The organism is Paenibacillus sp. T2-29 (assembly GCF_052921365.1).
In genome coordinates this window covers 1063976-1082896 of record NZ_JBREVE010000001.1, presented here as the reverse complement: position 1 = coordinate 1082896, position 18921 = coordinate 1063976, and the positions used below count along the sequence as shown (strand labels likewise).

The 18921-nt window shown below is 46.1% G+C and carries 15 protein-coding genes; 11 read left to right on the top strand and 4 right to left on the bottom strand.

The window, feature by feature from the left end:
* Nucleotides 1-252: 252 nt before the first annotated feature.
* From ACU1JV_RS05305 to ACU1JV_RS05275, 7 genes are all read left to right on the top strand, one after another.
* Entirely contained in the window at nt 253-558 is a 306-nt protein-coding gene (locus ACU1JV_RS05305) for a hypothetical protein (protein WP_240664069.1), read from the top strand.
* Between the two features lie 402 nt (nt 559-960).
* On the top strand, nt 961-2355 hold the full coding sequence (locus ACU1JV_RS05300; RefSeq protein WP_413986785.1) for a TldD/PmbA family protein: 1395 nt from the start codon (nt 961-963) through the stop codon (nt 2353-2355).
* Nucleotides 2356-2358: 3 nt separating this feature from the next.
* Complete coding sequence (locus tag ACU1JV_RS05295; RefSeq protein WP_216974249.1) at nt 2359-3702, top strand: TldD/PmbA family protein; 1344 nt, start codon at nt 2359-2361, stop codon at nt 3700-3702.
* A gap of 215 nt (nt 3703-3917) precedes the next feature.
* On the top strand, nt 3918-5309 hold the full coding sequence (gene thrC / locus ACU1JV_RS05290) for a threonine synthase (RefSeq protein ID WP_413986784.1): 1392 nt from the start codon (nt 3918-3920) through the stop codon (nt 5307-5309).
* A gap of 419 nt (nt 5310-5728) precedes the next feature.
* Nucleotides 5729-7105 (top strand): NADP-specific glutamate dehydrogenase, encoded by a 1377-nt coding sequence (gene gdhA, locus ACU1JV_RS05285; RefSeq protein WP_016821831.1) that lies wholly within the window; start codon nt 5729-5731, stop codon nt 7103-7105.
* Nucleotides 7106-7387: 282 nt separating this feature from the next.
* The gene (locus ACU1JV_RS05280; protein ID WP_413987505.1) at nt 7388-7780 is read left to right on the top strand and encodes a MarR family winged helix-turn-helix transcriptional regulator; all 393 of its coding nucleotides are present in this window, start codon (nt 7388-7390) and stop codon (nt 7778-7780) included.
* A 50-nt stretch (nt 7781-7830) separates the two neighbouring features.
* Nucleotides 7831-8484, top strand: a complete 654-nt coding sequence (locus ACU1JV_RS05275) for a nitroreductase family protein (protein WP_016821829.1) — start codon at nt 7831-7833, stop codon at nt 8482-8484.
* A gap of 144 nt (nt 8485-8628) precedes the next feature.
* Here the strand turns inward: ACU1JV_RS05275 and ACU1JV_RS05270 are convergent, their stop codons facing one another.
* Nucleotides 8629-9786, bottom strand: coding sequence for a VanZ family protein (locus ACU1JV_RS05270; RefSeq protein ID WP_413986783.1), 1158 nt, complete (start codon nt 9784-9786; stop codon nt 8629-8631).
* A 7-nt stretch (nt 9787-9793) separates the two neighbouring features.
* A complete protein-coding gene (locus ACU1JV_RS05265) occupies nt 9794-11137 on the bottom strand; it encodes an amino acid permease (RefSeq protein WP_013372423.1) in 1344 nt (447 codons plus the stop codon).
* Nucleotides 11138-11409: 272 nt separating this feature from the next.
* Here ACU1JV_RS05265 and ACU1JV_RS05260 point away from each other — a divergent pair, with 272 nt between their 5' ends.
* Nucleotides 11410-13404, top strand: coding sequence for an ABC transporter substrate-binding protein (locus tag ACU1JV_RS05260; RefSeq protein ID WP_413986782.1), 1995 nt, complete (start codon nt 11410-11412; stop codon nt 13402-13404).
* A gap of 117 nt (nt 13405-13521) precedes the next feature.
* Here ACU1JV_RS05260 and ACU1JV_RS05255 read toward each other — a convergent pair whose 3' ends face one another.
* Entirely contained in the window at nt 13522-14574 is a 1053-nt protein-coding gene (locus tag ACU1JV_RS05255; protein ID WP_090738590.1) for a 2,3-butanediol dehydrogenase, read from the bottom strand.
* Between the two features lie 341 nt (nt 14575-14915).
* Here ACU1JV_RS05255 and ACU1JV_RS05250 point away from each other — a divergent pair, with 341 nt between their 5' ends.
* Together ACU1JV_RS05250 and ACU1JV_RS05245 are read left to right on the top strand one after the other, a co-directional pair.
* Nucleotides 14916-15953 (top strand): LacI family DNA-binding transcriptional regulator, encoded by a 1038-nt coding sequence (locus ACU1JV_RS05250; RefSeq protein ID WP_013372419.1) that lies wholly within the window; start codon nt 14916-14918, stop codon nt 15951-15953.
* Between the two features lie 87 nt (nt 15954-16040).
* Nucleotides 16041-16676, top strand: a complete 636-nt coding sequence (locus tag ACU1JV_RS05245; RefSeq protein ID WP_413986781.1) for a hypothetical protein — start codon at nt 16041-16043, stop codon at nt 16674-16676.
* Nucleotides 16677-16773: 97 nt separating this feature from the next.
* Here ACU1JV_RS05245 and ACU1JV_RS05240 read toward each other — a convergent pair whose 3' ends face one another.
* Nucleotides 16774-17709, bottom strand: coding sequence for an AraC family transcriptional regulator (locus ACU1JV_RS05240; protein ID WP_413986780.1), 936 nt, complete (start codon nt 17707-17709; stop codon nt 16774-16776).
* 338 nt (nt 17710-18047) lie between these two features.
* Between ACU1JV_RS05240 and ACU1JV_RS05235 the strand changes: the two genes are divergently transcribed.
* The gene (locus tag ACU1JV_RS05235) at nt 18048-18785 is read left to right on the top strand and encodes an SDR family oxidoreductase (protein ID WP_040103170.1); all 738 of its coding nucleotides are present in this window, start codon (nt 18048-18050) and stop codon (nt 18783-18785) included.
* Nucleotides 18786-18921 lie beyond the last annotated feature (136 nt).

Sequence of the window (18921 nt, the reverse complement as noted above, 5' to 3'; positions counted from 1 at the left end):
TGGCGTGAAAGGAAGGATAATTTATTTCACGGGACTAATGATTTGAATTGAAAAAATATCCATTCATTTAGTTGTACTTTTAAAACTTGTAAGTTTGATATAATCCTTATCTCGGAATGTCAAAGGGTCTTATTTTATCTTGCACACTAAATTGTCATAATAACCTTATCTATTATTTTCTAATTGCTACGTATCTACGTACCATATCCGTTATCATCCTTTGATACACTTTGAGTAAAAGGAGATGATAACTTGGATACCCAACCTAAGATACTAAAGAGCATGGAACATACAAACTCATCTGAAAATACGGCTAAAGAATACGAGAGCTTGGTACAGCAGGAAGACGAACACATAGAGAGACTTAAAACATGCACAAAGCTCATTTGGGATGCGCTAGCTATTATTTCTCAAAAGGCGAGCGTACTACACATGGATACGGTCAAAGAAGCGGCCGACCATCTTCATATCATGGAACTGGATTTACGAAGAGAACTGTTTAAAGTTCGTTTGAAAAAAAGTATTTTAGCAAACCAAATGAAACAAACCCAAGCATAACAGCGAAGGGGACGGAATCGTTCTGAAGAAGCGGAGCGTTCGCCTTTGACCCCGGGTTTTAACCGCTAAAATATAATTAAAAAAATCAGGGGGCAACAGCGATCGGAAGAATGATCCGTCCACGTAGCGGCCTCATATGCACGTACTTGCTCAATCCACCCAGTAATCAATTTTCTCAATAACCCGACATGACCTTTCACGGTCTAATCGGGTTTTCTCATTTCAATCCCTCTATCCCCGCGCGTAAATCTCACTCCCTTCCAAACCACTTGCCACCCAGATAGTTACACCCACTCCCAACATCATGTATAGTAAAGTTATGGGAAATAAACATGAACCCGCATATGATCTTGATCGCTTAGACGTACAATATGAAACATGGCAAAAACGAGGAGGAACGTGATGATACATCCAACACAGATTCAGGATATGCTGCAAGCCGCGCTGGAGACGGGCGGGGATTTTGCAGAGGTGTTCGTCGAGGACCGTACCAATGGACAACTGGGCATGACCGGAGGAGTCGTGGATACGGCGTTGTCAGGCCGGGATTTTGGGATTGGTATTCGGATCATGAAGGAGCATTTTTCGGTGTATGCCTACACCAGTGATATGAGCAAGCAGAGCCTGATCAGACTGGCCAAATCGGCCGCCAAGGCTATTCGCGGAGGTGGAGCGCCAGGTACACACACGATTACACTCCATCCTCATGTGATCCCTAACCAACATCCGATTGCGATCATTCCTGAAGGTTCGCAGAAGCGCGCCAAGATCGACATGATGAGACGGGCGCATGAGGCGGCAAGCCAATACGCTCCTTCCATCACGCAAACCTCTGTTGGGATTAGCAACTCGATCCAGAACGTCTTGATCGCCAATAGCAACGGGCTGCTGGTGGAGGATACCCGTACGTATACACGCATGAGAATAAGCGCGATTGCGACTGATGGGGAGCATAGACAATCCGGGTTCCGTGGGCCGGGAGCGTATGCAGGGACTGAATTCCTGGAGAATCTGAATATCGAAGAAAATGCCAGACACGCAGCTCGGATTGCGTCCACGATGGTCAAAGCGGGATATGCGCCTAGTGGCAGACTGCCTGTCGTAATTGAGAACGGCTTCGGCGGCGTTCTTTTCCACGAGGCGTGTGGGCATGGGCTGGAATCTACGGCGGTGGCGCATGGAACTTCCGTGTTTGCCAATAAAATCGGGCAGCAGGTGGCTTCACCGCTCGTCACGGCTATAGATGATGGAACGATTCCGAATGCGTGGGGCTCGCTCAATATCGATGACGAAGGGGCGCCAACACAGCGTAACGTATTGATCGAGAACGGCATTTTAAAAGGATATCTGATCGACCGCATGGGCTCGCGCCAGATGGGGGCGCCTGCGACAGGGTCGGGACGAAGACAGTCCTATAAATTCGCGCCTGCATCCCGTATGAACAATACGTTTATTGCGAACGGGGATTCGACCCGTGAAGAGATCATTGCGAATACGGAGTATGGAATCTATGCCAAATCGCTGGGCGGTGGTTCGGTGAACACCTCGACGAGCGAGTTTAATTTTGCAGTTGAAGAGGCGTACATGATTCGCAACGGCAAAATTGCCGAGCCGGTCAAAGGCGCAACGTTGATCGGCAAAGGGATTGAAACCCTGCAAAATATTGATAGGGTCGGCAACAATCTGGATCATGGTCAGGGGATGTGCGGCTCGGTCAGTGGAAGTCTTCCGGTCAACTGCGGACAGCCTACTATACGGGTGTCCGAGATGACCGTCGGTGGACGGAAGGGGGAATAGGCGATGAATATTCAGCAATTTCAGGAAGCGTTGTTCGCCAAAGGCCGGGAAATGGGCTATGCGGATATGGAAATCTACTATGTAAATGGACGTTCTACCTCGGTAAAGGTGCTAAAGGGAGAGATTGACCAATATACCATCGTTGAAAATGGCGGACTTTCCTTCCGTGGTGTCATTAACGGGAAAATGGGCTATGCCTCTACGGAAAAGCTGGAACCGGATGTGATCGACTTCTTATTGGAGGAAGCACGCAGCAACGCGGACATATTGGAGAGCGAGGAGCAGGATGAGCTGTTTGCAGGCTCTGAGAGCTATCCTGAGCAGCCTGATTATGCCTCAACGCTTGCTGACACAGTTCCTGAGATTCTGATTGAAGCTGCGCTGGAAATGGAGCGTACAGCGCTTGCCGCAGACCCACGGATTGTGATGGCTCGGCATTGTTCGGTCAGCATTCGTGAAAATGAAGTCCTGATTGTGAATACCAAAGGGTTACACTGCCATCGTCGTAAAAGCCTAGCGAACGCTTATGTGTATGTGATTGCAGCAGACCATGGCGAGACGGTTACCGGGGGCTGGCATGATTATTCGCTCCGGAGCGTGGAGGAGATCGATATTGCGGATGTGGCGCATAAAGCCGTACAAGAGGCCGTTTCCAAGCTGGGTGCGCACACCATCCAATCGGATAACTATCCGGTCATCTTCCGTCATGATGCAGCAGCGCAATTGCTGGCTGCGTATACGTCGGTATTTTCAGCGGAGTCAGTGGATAAAGGCTTTTCACGCTTAGCTGGGAAACTGGGACAAAAGGTGGCAAGCGAACATATCACACTGATTGATGATCCGCTGATGGAGAATGTTCCCGCAGGCAGTACGTTTGATGCTGAAGGTAGTGCGACACGCCGCAACGAGATTATCAAGGATGGAGAACTACGGACGTATTTCCATAACCGCAAGACGGCCCGCAAGGCAGGGGTACAGAGTACCTCTCATGCTTCCAAAGGCAGCTATAACGGTAAAATTGGGGTGTCGTATCATAATCTGTACGTGGCTCCAGGCACGTCTACGTTGGAGGACATGATTCGCAAGACGGATCGCGGGTTGATGATCGTCGAGCTTCAAGGGCTGCATGCAGGTACGAATACGGCGTCTGGTAATTTTTCGCTAGCTTGTCTGGGCTACTGGATTGAGCAAGGGCAAGTGGTCAGAGCGGTCAATCAGATTACGGTATCGGGCAACTTCTTTGACGTGCTACAGCAGGTAGAGGAAGTTGGCAACGATTTGCGTTTTACGGGAAGCTGCACTTCTCCTTCGCTCAAGCTGGCTGCACTCTCGATTTCAGGCTCGTAATGGCTGGAGTAGCCTACTTTTTTTCACACTTACGCCCTGTACCTGACGTTCTAATTGACTGGCGATGACAGATGCCTGATGCATCAGGGTATGGTAAAGTAGGAGAAAGTCTTTGAAATATGAAAAAAAGGCTTGGTTACAGCACCGCGACAGGGTATTATAGACAATAATATATTCGAAAAAGGTTCGAATTGAATTTTTATTGGGGGATGTATATGAGATATATAAGCACTAGAGGTCGAGTAGAAGCCAAGGGATTTATTGATACCGTGCTCATGGGGTTAGCTGACGATGGAGGTCTGATGGTACCGGAGCAGATTCCGACCGTGTCGGGAGCTACGCTGGAGCAGTGGGCTACATTGAGCTACAGAGAGCTGCTGCTGGAAGTTTTTGCGCTGTATATCAATGATGAGATTCCTCGTGAAGATTTGGAACAACTGGTAGAGCGCAGCTATGCAAGCTTTCGTCATCCGGAAGTTACGCCAGTGAAGAAGATCAACGATTCCCTGTCTATTTTGGAGCTGTTCCATGGACCTACGTTCGCGTTCAAGGATGTGGCGCTGCAATTTATGGGTGAATTTTATTCCTACGTGTCCAAAAAGCAGAATGAGATCATTCATATTCTGGGTGCAACCTCGGGCGATACCGGGGCAGCAGCCATTCAGGGCGTGCGAGGCAAGGAAGGCATTAAAATCTGTATTTTGCACCCACACCAAAAGGTGAGCAAGGTACAAGAACTGCAAATGACGACGGTAGACGATGAGAACGTGCTGAATCTATCTGTAAAAGGGAACTTTGACGATTGTCAAAAAGTGATTAAGGACCTGTTTGCCGATTTGGACTTCAAAGCCAAACATCATCTGCGGGCGATTAACTCGATTAACTTTGTGCGTATTTTGGCGCAGACGGTATATTACTTCTATGCTTATTTCCGGGCGCAGGAGTCATCGGGTGCAAAGAAGATCAATGTCAGCGTGCCTTCCGGCAACTTTGGCAATATCTTTTCCGGCTTTCTCGCAAAGAAAATGGGTCTGCCAATCCATAAGCTGATCATTGCCACGAACGAAAATAATATTTTGGAGCGCTTCGTGAAGACAGGCGAATATAAGCCAGGAGACTTCAAAAGCACATACAGTCCTTCGATGGACATTCAAGTGGCGAGCAATTTCGAAAGATACCTGTACTACTTCCTCGGAGAGGATGCAGCCAAGGTATCTGAGTACATGAATAAGCTCAAAACCGAGGGACGGATTGTGATCGGGGCAGAGGATTTGAAACGGGTACAGCAGGATTTTGAAGCGCTTGGTGCTTCGAATGAGCAGTGTCTGGAGCTGATCAAAAAATACAAGGCTGAATACGATTATTTGCTCGATCCGCATACAGCTTGCGGTATTGCCGCGTATGAGGCGTATAATGGCGCAGGCGAAGTCTGTGTGACCTTTGCAACAGCACATCCGGCCAAATTCGATGAGGCGATCCGTCTGGTGGATATTAAGCAGGAGTTCCCGGCGCAAATTGAACAATTGTTCGCCAAGCCACAACACCAGCAGGTGGTAGAGCATGACGAGGCCGAAATTGTGCGTCAGCTTGAAGCCTTTTATGTGTAACAGAATATTTCCGTAACGGTGAGTGGTTACATTCTTGCTGATGAGAAAAGAGGCTGCGCCTTGTGCGCTAGCCTCTTTTTTTATAATCCATATTTTCCAGATATAATGTATGTTTTAGTTTCAATTTGTTCACATTATAATGCCATACAAAGTAAGGTGTGAAAGCCTTAGAAATCGTGAAAAAAGCCCGTAAATCAAGGGATTTGGCTTTAGGAATATAACAGGCAATGGTAGGTTCATAGAGTTATTTAATGAAGGATACAAAAATCTTTTATAGGCGAATTGGATGTATTTATATAAAAAATCATGTATAGTTAACTAAATTTTATGAATACATAAAGTTCCACTCTCAAGGGTGCAGAATAAAGTCATTCCGTCATTTAACAGAGGGGCTAATTATAAAAGGGGTGTATTAAATAATGACCATGATCCGTCCAGAGCAGAGTCAACAAGCAGCAGCTGAATATGTGCAGTCCGTTTTTGAGAAGGTTATCGCGCGCAATCCTCATGAGAATGAATTCCATCAGGCCGTCAAGGAAATTTTGGATTCGCTAATTCCGGTATTGGCTAAGCATCCTAAGTATATGCAGCAGGGGCTTTTGGAACGGCTGGTGGAGCCCGAACGTGTCATTACCTTCCGCGTACCTTGGGTAGACGATGCAGGCAATGTACAGGTCAACCGTGGCTTCCGCGTACAGTTTAACAGTGCGATTGGTCCTTATAAAGGTGGACTCCGTTTCCATCCGTCCGTGTATCTGGGTATCGTCAAATTTTTGGGTTTTGAACAAATTTTCAAAAATGCGTTGACGGGTCTTCCCATCGGTGGTGGTAAAGGCGGTTCGGACTTTGACCCCAAAGGTAAATCAGATAACGAAGTGATGCGTTTTACACAAAGCTTTATGACGGAGCTGTATAAATATATCGGCCCAGATGCTGACGTTCCGGCAGGGGATATTGGCGTAGGTGGCCGTGAGATCGGATACATGTTCGGGCAATACAAGCGGATTCGCGGAGGGCATGAAGGCGGCGTCCTGACGGGTAAAGGGATTCATTACGGAGGTAGTCTTACACGTACGGAAGCAACTGGCTACGGTTGTGTGTATTTTGTAAACGAGATGCTGCAAGCTCAAGGTTTGTCCTTTGAAGGACAACGTGTCGTTGTGTCGGGCTCGGGTAACGTATCCATTTATGCGATTGAAAAAGCTCAGCAGCTCGGTGCTACAGTCGTGGCATGTAGCGACTCGAATGGTTATGTTTATGATCCAGACGGTATTGATCTCAAGCTGGTGAAGCAGCTTAAAGAAGTGAATCGTCTGCGAATTAGCGAGTATACGAAAGAGCGTCCAGGCGCAATCTATACAGAAGGCTGCTCGGGAATCTGGTCAATCCCATGCGACATCGCATTGCCATGTGCGACACAGAATGAAATTGACGAGCATGCAGCGCAGTTGCTGGTAAGCAATGGCGTAAAAGCTATAGGTGAAGGTGCGAATATGCCGTCCTCGCTACAGGCTATTGAAGTATTTTTGGAGAACAGAGTTCTGTTTGGACCAGCCAAAGCTGCTAATGCAGGCGGAGTAGCAGTCTCGGCGCTTGAAATGTCGCAGAACAGCATGCGCCTGTCATGGACCTTTGAAGAAGTGGATGCCAAACTCCATGATATTATGAAAAATATCTATGCTAACAGCGTGAAGGCAGCTGAGGAGTACGGCGTACCGGGCAACCTGGTGGTTGGAGCGAACATCGCCGGATTTGTGCGTGTAGCTGATGCTATGCTGTCTCACGGAATTATCTAATTGAACGCTACAATTCCTTTTCTCAACTGTACAATGATTAATAACCTAGCTAATAAAAGCAAACTTGAAGCTGAGCGGCTCCGTGGGAGTCGCTCAGCTTTTATTTGGAATGAGGCACTTTATTTTTCTCAGGGACTTGATTTATTGTTAAAGAGGATGTATATTACTTGATAGATCAATAATTGATAGATCAAAGGTTGAATCACGAGACCCAGCGATATGCTAAAGGGAGGAGAGATTGATATCACCCAGACACCATCCGAGGCTGAGTATATTTTTGATATGCTGCTGCTGCTGAACAAGCAGATTAGCTCCAAGTTTGAGCGGTGTGCAGGGATCAGCGCATCCAGATTGCAGTTGTTATGCAAGTTGTATCAAGTGGAGGAGATTAGCCAAACGCTGCTGCAAAAAGAGATTGGCATCGACGGTGCGGCCGTAACGCGCCATTTGAAACAACTGGAGGCGACTGAAATGGTCACACGACGCACGAAGCCAGAGGACAACAGGGTTACCTTGGTAAGCCTGACCGATTATGGACGTGCGCGTATTGTCATCTTTAAGCAGGAGCGCTCGCAGTTTGTAGCTCAGCTGCTACAGAGCTTTGATGAGACGCAGCGGCATCAGCTAGCCGATATGCTGCAAGTGATGAATAGTCATATATCCAGTATGGACTGACAACATTGTCATATTACGATTACCCACAGAGGAACAAAGGAGAGATTGGAATGAGTAATACGAATACATCCAATATTGTAAAAACGAATGATTTTAAGGAAATCGCACTGGGACGCCGTTCGGTAAAAGTATACGATCCGTCCGTGAAGATTAGCCGCGAGGAAATGACAGAGATTCTAACGGAAGCTACACGCGCACCATCCTCCATTAATCTGCAACCTTGGCGTTTCCTTGTTATTGATAGCCCAGAAGGTAAAGCAACCCTGGCGCCATTGGCTCGTTTCAACCAACGTCAAGTGGAGACCTCCTCGGCAGTGATCGCTGTGTTTGGGGATCTGAACAACTTTGATAATTTCGAACAAATCTTCGGAGAAGCTGTAGAACTGGGCTATATGCCACAAGACATTAAAGAAATGCAACAGGAAAAAGTAACAGCCCATTTTGCTGCCCTTGATCCAGTTGTGAATAGAGAAACGGTCCTGATCGACGGTGGATTGGTGTCCATGCAGCTTATGCTGGTGGCACGTGCTCATGGGTACGACACTAACGCTATCGGCGGTTATGAAAAGGATCAAATTGCTGAAGCCTTTGGTATGGACAAAGACCGTTATGTCCCTGTTATGCTCATTTCGATGGGTAAAGGAATCAACGAGGGTCATCCGTCCACACGTCTACCAATTGATCAAATTGCACAGTGGAAATAAGTTGAGTTAACATCTATACGCAACATAAAATATAAGCAACATAAAAAAACAGGTGGAGCAAGGACATCCCTTTGCTCTCACCTGTTTTTTTATTTGCCTAGATGTAATGCGGATCCCGGGTTTGGTGACGTGTCGATCCTCTGGTTATTTTTGTACTATATTCGCTCCCAACGTCTGTGTTGGGTCAGCGATGTCATTCTGAGTAGGATGGTAGCGCTTGGGCCATATAATCTGGTGCGAAGTATGGCTAAGCTCCTCATAAAATAACAGGCCTTTCTTGAATAAGCGTATGACCAGATGGAAAAAGAACCATCCGTTTATCACCAACAGCACAAGACTGATCAGAACATTTATCCAAGGAGACAGATGAGATCCCAGTACAGATCCACCTAGTACGTAATTCAGTCCAAAATACAACCAATACAAGAGACTGTAGCGCTTAATGAGCTCCCACAGGGAAACTCTTTTTTCTCTCCCCGTAAGATGAATGCGTACCAGCCACTTCCCCGGAGTTCGTCCATTCGTCAGGTAAGGAACCACCATAAAGTAAATTCCACTGGAAACCCAGAAAGCAGCAGATACATGCATGGACTCCATAATGCTGAGCAACCCCGCCCAAAGGATAGAATCCACTAAATAGGCTACTCCTCGTCTCGTATAGGACACCCGTTTGGTCGTAATGTCCAAGTGCTTGTCCAGATGTTCCAAACGGGGAAGGAAGCGTGAAAACCATTCGCCGAGCAGAAAGCCCAGCATACCGCCCAATGTGTTAGCCATCAGATCATCCACGTCAAACACACGATACGCATGGTCAAAAAATCCATACAATCCTGTCAGCTGTGTCACCTCAAAGAAGAGGGACAAGGTGAAGGACAGAATGAGACACCATCTCCATCGTGCGCGGAAATAATAACGTAAGAACATACCGAAAGGCATGGTCATCATCACGTTAAAAACCACTTGCAGAAAAGCACGCTCCTTCAGCAAATGAACATAACTGGAGGGATGAGCAGGTGAAACGGATGTTTCTCTTATAATGTCTTGCACGAACTGCAAGGGCATCAATTGCAACGCTCCCCCGGCCAAGGCTGCATTATGACGCGATGCTGGAAGCGGTAGTATGACCAGAAAGAAGGCGTTCATCAAGTATAACAGCATCAAGTAAAGCAACCACGCTCTAGCCTTGTGAATATAGCCATGTCTGCGATATTGCACGATGAGAAATGGTAGTGTAAACAGTAACGCAGCAACAGGGAAGGCTAGAAAAGCATATGAAACTGGAAACAGATACGATTGAATCATGAGCTGTTTAAGCCTGCTTTCTCCGGAACTTCACCAAAGACCAGATGATTAAAAATGCCATAAAAGCCACGCATACACTGATACTGATCCGATTTTGCGGGTCAATCAAGAACAGGAAGGCAATGACCCATAGGCATCCCACTGTTACCGCCGTTATATAAGGGTATCCCCATATCTTGAAAGTAGGCTCTACTGGATAAGATTTGCGCAGTTTCAATTGGGACAGGCAGATACAGCTCCAGACAAGCAGCACGACAAAGCCAGGTACAGCCATCAAAATACGGAACAGCCCGTCCTGAGCGACGTATGCGACCATGGAGCCAACAATCAGGATGACTGCGCACAGTTTGAGACTGTTCACCGGAACTCCATTTGAAGACAGGCGAGCGAGTGACTTGGGACCTTCTCCATTAATCGCCAGCGAATGAAGCATGCGTGTAGCCCCGTAAATTCCCGAATTGGCGGCAGACAGTACAGCAGTGATCAGAATAAAGTTCATGACATGAGCTGAGCCTTGAAGCCCTACAGAAGACAATACCTGTACAAACGGGCTGGTACTTGCATCCAATTGGTTCCAGGGAATCAAGCCACAAATAATGAGAATTGGCAGCGTATAGAACAAAACAACGCGAAGAATAAAACTTTTAACCACTTTAGGCAGTACCTTTTCTGGATTTTCAGTCTCCGTCAACGTCAATCCGATCAGCTCAGACCCTCCGTAAGAAAAGGTAACGACCAGCAACGCCGAAAAGATAGCCAGCCAGCCATTGGGGAGAAACCCGCCGTGCTGCGCGTAGTTGCTCAGATAAGGTGGAGTTTCAGTGGGAATAATTCCGAATAGTATACAGCCACCCAAGGCGATAAAGATAATAATCATGGCGATCTTAATACCCGCCAACCAAAATTCCAGCTCCCCTAAACCGCCGACACTCAGCATGTTGACGACAATAATGAAAGCCGCACTTGCTAAGCTGAGGAGCCATAGAGGAACATCTGGCAACCAATATTGCAGAAAGCTTCCAGCAGCAATGACCTCAATGACACAGACGGCCAGCCACATGAAGCAATACAACCAGCCGATAATAAAAGAAAGTCGCTCTCCAAAAGCCTTGCGAATAAAATCCTTCATATTCATGTTAGGATAGACGGTAGCCATCTCGGCAATCGCGCCCATAACGACCAGGAGCAGGAGTCCTGCGAAGACATAGGACAAAATAACTCCAGGTCCTGCCAAGCTAATCGTCTCGGTACTTCCTTTAAAAATACCCGTCCCGATGACTCCACCCATAGCCATAAAGGTAATATGCCGTGGTCGAAGCTTTTTGTGTAAAGTTGCTTCATTTGATTTCAATATGAAATCCTCCTTCATCATAGTGTATAGCTTCAGCATAGCCCAAGCAGGGTTACTTCAATTAGACTTATACTACATGAAAATATCCAATTAGGAAATGAAAGAAATAGGATCTGGTAGGGAGAATGACATAGATAGGGGACAAACTGGTGAACAGAGGCAGAATGATATCGTTGACGATTGTTGTATTATGATATCATTCTGTCTTTATGATATATAATGAGGTTGGTTTGAAAAAAAGTATGATATTTAAGAAGCGGAGGCTTGGATACGTGAAGCAGGATCGGCAAAAGCAGACAGGTTCCCATACCGGGATGAGCAAGGGGCATGAAGCTGATGAGCTGAACAAGCTGCTGTCCGTATGGCTTCATTCGTCGATCCGTGTCATGGATGTCCGGCACATTCGACTGGAAGCGGAAGAGCTGGCTCAACCCTATCGTCTCCCAGCGCATGCTTTTGTGTTTATGCTACAGGGTAGCGTACGCTTGGCTGGTGATTGGAAGGATGCACCCCATTCAGGTTATGTACTGCATGGCAGCAAAGGCTTTGAACTGAATATAAAGCCCTCGCCATGCGGAATCGAATATATTCTTGTACTATATAAAGCAAACTCTTTTTCGGGAAACACGGTGTATAATCATCCTTCGATAGCTTATGGTTTCAGACCGTCCTATCCGGTTATACTATATCAAAAGCTGCAACTACTGGCGGACGCCTGGCAGGATCAAGAGACGTTATCGAAGATTCAGGCTCAGGGTCGGTTCTATGATTTTGCATATGAATGTATGCGTCAATGGCAGGAGCCGCAGGCTCGGACTTCCACGCGGGATGTCGTGGCACAGACAATTCGATTTATGCAGGCTCATTATGCGGAATCCATCACACTGGAACGTCTGGCCGGATTATTGGAATGCAGCCCGCGACACCTGACCCGATTATTTAAAAAACAAACGGATTGCAGCCCGATTATGTATCTGATTCAATTACGGATGGACAAGGCGAAGGAGCTTTTGCGGAAGACGGATGCCACTTTACAGGATATTGCTGTGAGTGTGGGGTATCCGGATGTGTATTTCTTTAGCCGGGCATTCAAAAAACATACTGGTGTATCCCCGGTTCATTATCGGGACAGCTTATATTCATCTGCTTTTATTAGTAATATGCGTCTGGATAATCCATCAAGCATGTCTGAATGTTCCATTGATTCGAAAAGTGGCGCCCTGCATACTGTTATTGAGGATAATAATCATTATCAAAATCATGATGAAGGGATTTTACGAATGAATAGAAACGCAAAGCATTCCATGGCATTTATTTTATTGCTTAGTTTTACCCTGCTGCTGAGCGCATGCTCAGACTCATCCAGTCCTGCGGCAACCGATGGCGCTTCGCAAGGGAACAATAATACATCAGCGGAACCAACATCACAGGAAAGGGTGCTGAAGGATGCACTTGGGCATGAGGTGAAGGTTCCGGCTCAGCCTCAGCGTGTGCTCGCTTCTTATCTTGAGGATCATCTGGTAGCGTTGGGTGTTAAACCGGTAGCCCAATGGTCGGTAGGTAAAAATTCAGTTCAAGCTTACCTGCAAAAAGAATTGAAGGATGTTCCTGCGATCGCTTCAGATCTTCCGTTCGAGGCGGTTCTGAACTTCAAACCTGATCTGATCATTATGGACAGTGCGAGTATGGTCGAAGGTGACAAATATGATCAATACTCCAAAATTGCTCCGACCTATGTTGTAGGTAGTAATATGAATAATGATTGGCGCCAAGAGCTGCTGACCGTGGGTGAGGTGCTGAATAAGAGCAGTGAAGCGAAGCAGGCATTGAGCGATTACGACAAAAAAGCAGCAGAAGCGAAAGCCAAGCTAAGTCAGAAGGTAGGACAAAAAACCGCTGCGGCATTGTGGGTAACGGATAAAAACGTATATGTGGTGAACCAGAATCTATCCAGCGGTGATGTATTGTACAAGGATTTGGGATTTAAGATTCCACAGGTCGTACAGGAGATTTCCAAAACAGCCAAGGCGAACTGGAGCAACTTATCCCTGGAAAAACTAGCTGAGCTGGACGCTGATTATATCTTTATCGTGAACAGCAAAAAAGTGAGCAAGGATGAGATTATTAAAGATCCAGTCTGGGCAGGAATACCGGCAGTTAAAGAAGGGCACGTATACGATTTTGGTAAGGATTCCAGCTGGTTGTATACAGGTACAATCGCAAACAGTCAAATGATTGACGATGTTCTGAAAAATGTAATGAAATAAGCAAAACGGTAATCAAAAAACGCTGCTCATCTTGACGACAGTATGTCGCAGGAAGAAGAGCGTTTTTTTATATAAAAAGATGCCTGCAAAGGGCAGACATCTGGTTTATATTCGATATTAGGATTGCGGAGATACCAGGATTTTAACCTGATTTTTCTCTTTCAGGAGACCTTCAAAACCTTGCTCGATCACTTCTTCGAGCTTAATACGTTTGGTCACAAGTTTGTCAGCAGGGAAATATCCTTTTTCCATCAAGCTGATGACAGCCGGGAATACATCACGGTAGCCGATAATACCAGTCAGATTGCGTTCTTTCATGACAATATTGTTTGGTTTGATCGGAGCTTCTTTTTCAAAAATGCTGACGATCATGATTTGTCCGCTGATTTTAGTGGATTCAATCGCTTGAGTCAGCACAGGAGGTACTCCAGTGACTTCATAGGCTACATCTACGCCACCGTTGGTCCGTTTGTGCAGCTCTTCCACAACATCATAAGTTTTAGGATCAAGCACGATAGCACCCAGCTCTTCAGCTTTAGCTTTACGCTCTTCGGAAAGCTCTACTGCATAAATCTCGGATGCGCCTGAAGCTTTCAACGCTTCAATTACGAGCAAGCCGATAGGACCAGCGCCAAATACGACAGCTTTATCGCCGACTTTCAATTGGCTTTGACGTACAGCATACAAAGCAACAGCCGAAGGCTCTACCAAAGCGCCTTGCTCGAAAGATACGCTTTCTGGAATTTTGTGAACCATGTGCTCGTCAGCTGCCACATATTCGGAAAATCCACCGCCGCCGCCTGCCAAACCGAGGAAGCCCATTTTATCGCACAGGTTATATTTACCTTGTTTACATGCATCACATTCCCCACATGCAAACACAGGTTCTACGACTACACGGTCGCCAACCTGAATTTTGGTTACGCCTTCACCGATTTCAACGACTTGTCCAGAAAATTCGTGTCCCATCACAACTGGAGCCTTTTCACCAGTCAATGGATGCTGAGCATTTTCAGGAATGAAGATCGGTCCTGCTACATATTCGTGAAGATCACTTCCGCAAATACCACACCATTCGACTTTGATTTTTACTTTTCCGGGAAGAGCAGCGGGCTGCTCAATGTTTTCCAAACGTAAATCTTTTACTCCATGCCATCTCAATGCTTGCATGTTTTGTCATCTCCTTGATGATTATATGATCATTGCCGCTATAAAAGTGAATGAATTAGGAAACGTTTCCGAAAAATAATATGTCACAATTTTTACACATTGTCAAACCAAATTAATGCAAAAAGCACTTGATTTTTTTGTGAATATAATCACTTGTGACTATGGCGCTATATTTGACTCATTGCTTAGTACAAAAGAATTTTTGCGAATTTTGCAAGTGAAGCAGAGGCTAGAAGAAAACGAATTCAATTTTTAGAGAACTATTCTGTGGTATAATATCTATATTAGAGAGTTTATGTGCATAGATAGAAAACGATTCCGAGCGTGAAAGGATTTTGGGTGTGTCAGAGCAAAAGAAAGTAACCATAGAGGATGTAGCCAAGCGGGCAGGGGTTGGTATTGCGACTGTCTCTAGGGCTATTAATGATAGTGAGGGCATCAGCCCCAAGACGAAAGCATTTATTTTGCAAGTGATTGAAGAAATGGGCTTTACGCCCAATACCTCAGCTCAAAGTCTAAAGGTGCGGCAGACACGGCAAATTGCGCTGGCTGTACCGGATATTCGGAACGCGATCATTCCAGAGATTGCTTGGTCTGTAGAACAGGCTGCCAAGCAGCACGGTTATCGTGTCGTGCAGATCAATACGGCCGGGAATGCCAGAATGGAGCTTGAAACGGTGCGTGAGGTTAAGAAGCTGCATGTAGACGGACTTATCATTATGCCGCTGGCATATCCTAAAATGCTGGTAGACCTGATTAATAAAGCCAGCGTTCCGGTGTCGATTATTAACTATGGTAAGAAGCTGGGTGAAGACGTTAAGGCGGATATCGTCAGTTTGGCCCGGCAAGAGGGAAGACTTGTGATGGAGCATTTGCTTAAAATCGGGAGAACGAGAATTGCTTATGCAGGTGCGGCGAAGGACAAAATCGAAGAGAGATACTTTGCTTACGAGCAGTCTCTCCAGCACGTGGACCCTTCGCTTGTGTATTTTGGCGATGATTTTTCCTTTGAAACTGGGCTGCGGGCAGCCGATTATTTTTACAGCTTGAAAAATATGCCGGATGCCATTTATGCAGTTAATGATATGGTGGCCATAGGAATCGTAAACCGCTTTAAGGATTTGGGTGTAAAAGTACCGCAAGAGGTTGCAGTGGTTGGTATTGACAACAATTTGTGGGCGACCGTAACGACCCCACAGATCAGCTCAGTTTCTATCATGGGGGAAGAGGTGGCACGCCTGGCTGCGGAACTGCTGCTTAAGCGAATTCAGGACCAGACCGTGGGAGATTATGAGCGTGTACAGTTCGAGCCTCGTTTGATCGTCAGGGAATCCAGCGTCTCTGTGATCCGTAAGCCTACGGTTGGGCGTGACGAGTAGAAGATAAGTCTAGCTCTGAACCCTATTCCGTTATAACCATGGATGAATGGCTACAGGAGTAATAGATATGGATAGGAGAGTGGATTCGTGTCAAAAGGTAGCGTGTTTGTTTCTGTAGCTTGTACTATACTTTTGCTGGCTGTAATCATAGGGTGTACTCCCCATGCTGACCCTGCGGCGCCGTCTGAAGCAAGCAATGAGGTGTCTAAGCATAGCGCAGTCAGTACGCAGCGTGCCCAGCAAAGTAAAGAGGAGCTTGTGCTGTCCTTTTATAAGGATTCCTCTCTCAAGGATGAAGTAAAGGTACGTCACATTACGGACCAATTGGCAGGTATTGATTGGAGGAAGATGAACGAAATCAGTGAACATCAAAGCATGGAAATTATCGAATATTTGTATAAGCAGCGTGCTTTGATTCCTTCGGAAAGTTTCCCCAATGTGATTAAGGGCACTGCTGGCTTGGACGGAGCGCTAACTGAAAGCTATGATGCACTTATGGGAGATTTGTTTACAAGAGACAGAACTGCGATGACTCGAGCATTGGCAAATATGGACAAAGCCAACCGTGTACAAGGTATAGGGGGCATCGGGTATGCTCTCAGCTATAGAGACCCAAAGGAAGTCAAGAAAGAGATTCAACAATGGCAGGCTGGGCAACAGCTTACTACGGCAGAGAAGGATGTTATTCGTGCTCTGTTCGCCAAGCTGGATAATCCCTATTGATGCTGAACGAGTGATGAGCTTTGCCTCGAAGTATATAAAATGAAAAGCTGCTTCTCTATCCGAGGCAGCTTTTTTGTGCTGTTTGTACATCCTGCGATTATGATTGGAGGTAATCCTGATCTACACGCAAGCGCTTGATATCACGAATTGGAGGGAGGCCGAACAAACGAGCGTATTCACGACTGAATTGAGAGGGACTCTCGTAGCCTACCTGAAAACCGACATCTGCCGCATCTGCTGATTCAGATAACAACAGGCGACGAGCTTCTTGCAAACGTAATTGTTTTTGATATTGCATGGGGCTCATAGCCGTAACCTCTTTAAAATGACGATGTAGCGACGAAGGACTCATACTAGCCAGTTGGGACAATTCCTCAATTCGCAACGGCTTATCATAATCTTGTTTAATTCGCTTTATGACTTCTGCGATCCGGCTTGAATGGCTGCCAGTCATGACCAGTTGTTTTAAGGATTCCCCCTGCTTCCCCTGTAAAATCCTATACAATATCTCACGAATGACTAATGGAGCCAGCACCGGAATATCCTGCGGTCTTTCCAAAAGACGTACGAGCCTTACCACGGCATCCAGCAGTAGGGAGTTGGTTTGACTTACATACAAGCCTCGTCTGGAATCAGGTATTGAGGTTGAGGTAGTAGGAAAAGTAGACTCCTTGATGAGATCCAAAACCTGATGCGGATCAAAATTGAGCCGGAGGCACAAGTACGGGGCTTCTGCTGAGGCTTGTATCACCTGTCCGGAAATGGGTAAATCCACCGAAACCACAAGGTAGTCGGATGTGCCGTAATAGTAACTTTCCTCTGCGAGTATCACAACTTTTCTCCCCTGGGCCACAATGCATAAGGCGGGTTCATGAACCTGATAAATCGGAACGGTGGTATTCGAACTTCGGACGAAGTAAAGTGAAGGGATCTCTGTAGCGTGAACTCCGTCGTGACTTGTAAATTGTTCTATGAGACTGGGCAATTCGGCTTGCTTTTCCGTAGTAGAACTCTCAATTTCGGTTGCTTTCACTAGGACCCTCCCTTTTTCACAACGTAGCTAATCTTCACTCTTCAGTGGACAATTCACTTTAAGATGCGCTTTGTTTTTCGATATCGATTTGAATTCATATTAAGTGTATTTGGAGGATTAGGCAATAATTTGCTCTGATTCTTCTACCAGCCCGATGGACATTCCTCTCATAATAAGATGCAGATACAACACCTAATGAGCAATTAAGAAAAAATAAAAGTGCAAAGGAGTGAAATAGTCATGGAGAGCAACAAAGCGGAAAAAAGTGTACACGCTTCTCGGTATCCCTATATAGGGATGTGGGTAACTTATCGTTTTTCAGTACAGGAGGAACAAGCATGTTAAATATTAAAGGGAAAGTCGCAGCTATTACAGGGGCAAGCAGTGGAATAGGTGAAGCTACTGCTCGTTTACTTGCTCAACATGGGGCTCATGTGGTATTAGGGGCCAGACGCACAGAACGATTGGAGGTTCTTACCTCCGAAATTCGTTCAAAAGGGGGATCCGCTGATTATCTGCAACTGGATGTGACCCAAAGGGAGCAGATGGAAGCGTTCATTAAGTATACTGAAAAACGATTTGGACGTGTGGATGTCATTGTGAACAATGCGGGAGTGATGCCTCTTTCAAAATTGGAAGCCCTGAAGGTAGAAGAATGGGACCGCATGATTGATGTTAATATACGAGGCGTTCTGCATGGGATCGCGGCAGGGCTTCCCATTATGAAAAAGCAAGGATTTGGTCAGTTTATCAATATTGCCTCTATTGGCGCGTATAGTGTAACTCCGACTGCAGCAGTATACTGCGCAACGAAGTATGCAGTTCGGGCCATTTCCGAAGGATTGCGTATGGAGGTTGGAGGAAATATTCGTGTAACACTGGTATCACCGGGAGTAACTGAATCCGAGCTTGCCGACAGTATTTCTGATGAAGAGGCCCGGCAGGGAATGAAAGAATACCGCCGTATTTCAATTTCGCCGGATGCCATTGCTCGTTCCATTGTGTATGCCATGGAGCAGCCTACAGATGTAGATGTGAATGAAATCATTGTCAGACCCACGGCAAGTCCGAATTAACACCATGAAATGAAATCCGTAGTTCATCTTTGCATTTAGATTGTTTGGTCCTCTATCTTTATGGATGGGGGATTATTTTATTATAAGATGAGAAAGACCATTATTCACACTATAGAGTTCAAAAAAGATGTGACTT

Bases quoted from the DNA above. Each gene is read 5' to 3' on its own strand.
- ACU1JV_RS05300 (WP_413986785.1), top strand. From the start codon at position 961: ATGATACATCCAACACAGATTCAGGATATGCTGCAAGCCGCGCTGGAG.
- ACU1JV_RS05295 (WP_216974249.1), top strand. From the start codon at position 2,359: ATGAATATTCAGCAATTTCAGGAAGCGTTGTTCGCCAAAGGCCGGGAA.
- thrC (WP_413986784.1), top strand. From the start codon at position 3,918: ATGAGATATATAAGCACTAGAGGTCGAGTAGAAGCCAAGGGATTTATT.
- gdhA (WP_016821831.1), top strand. From the start codon at position 5,729: ATGACCATGATCCGTCCAGAGCAGAGTCAACAAGCAGCAGCTGAATAT.
- ACU1JV_RS05280 (WP_413987505.1), top strand. From the start codon at position 7,388: ATGCTGCTGCTGCTGAACAAGCAGATTAGCTCCAAGTTTGAGCGGTGT.
- ACU1JV_RS05275 (WP_016821829.1), top strand. From the start codon at position 7,831: ATGAGTAATACGAATACATCCAATATTGTAAAAACGAATGATTTTAAG.
- ACU1JV_RS05270 (WP_413986783.1), bottom strand. From the start codon at position 9,786: ATGATTCAATCGTATCTGTTTCCAGTTTCATATGCTTTTCTAGCCTTC.
- ACU1JV_RS05255 (WP_090738590.1), bottom strand. From the start codon at position 14,574: ATGCAAGCATTGAGATGGCATGGAGTAAAAGATTTACGTTTGGAAAAC.
- ACU1JV_RS05235 (WP_040103170.1), top strand. From the start codon at position 18,048: ATGTTAAATATTAAAGGGAAAGTCGCAGCTATTACAGGGGCAAGCAGT.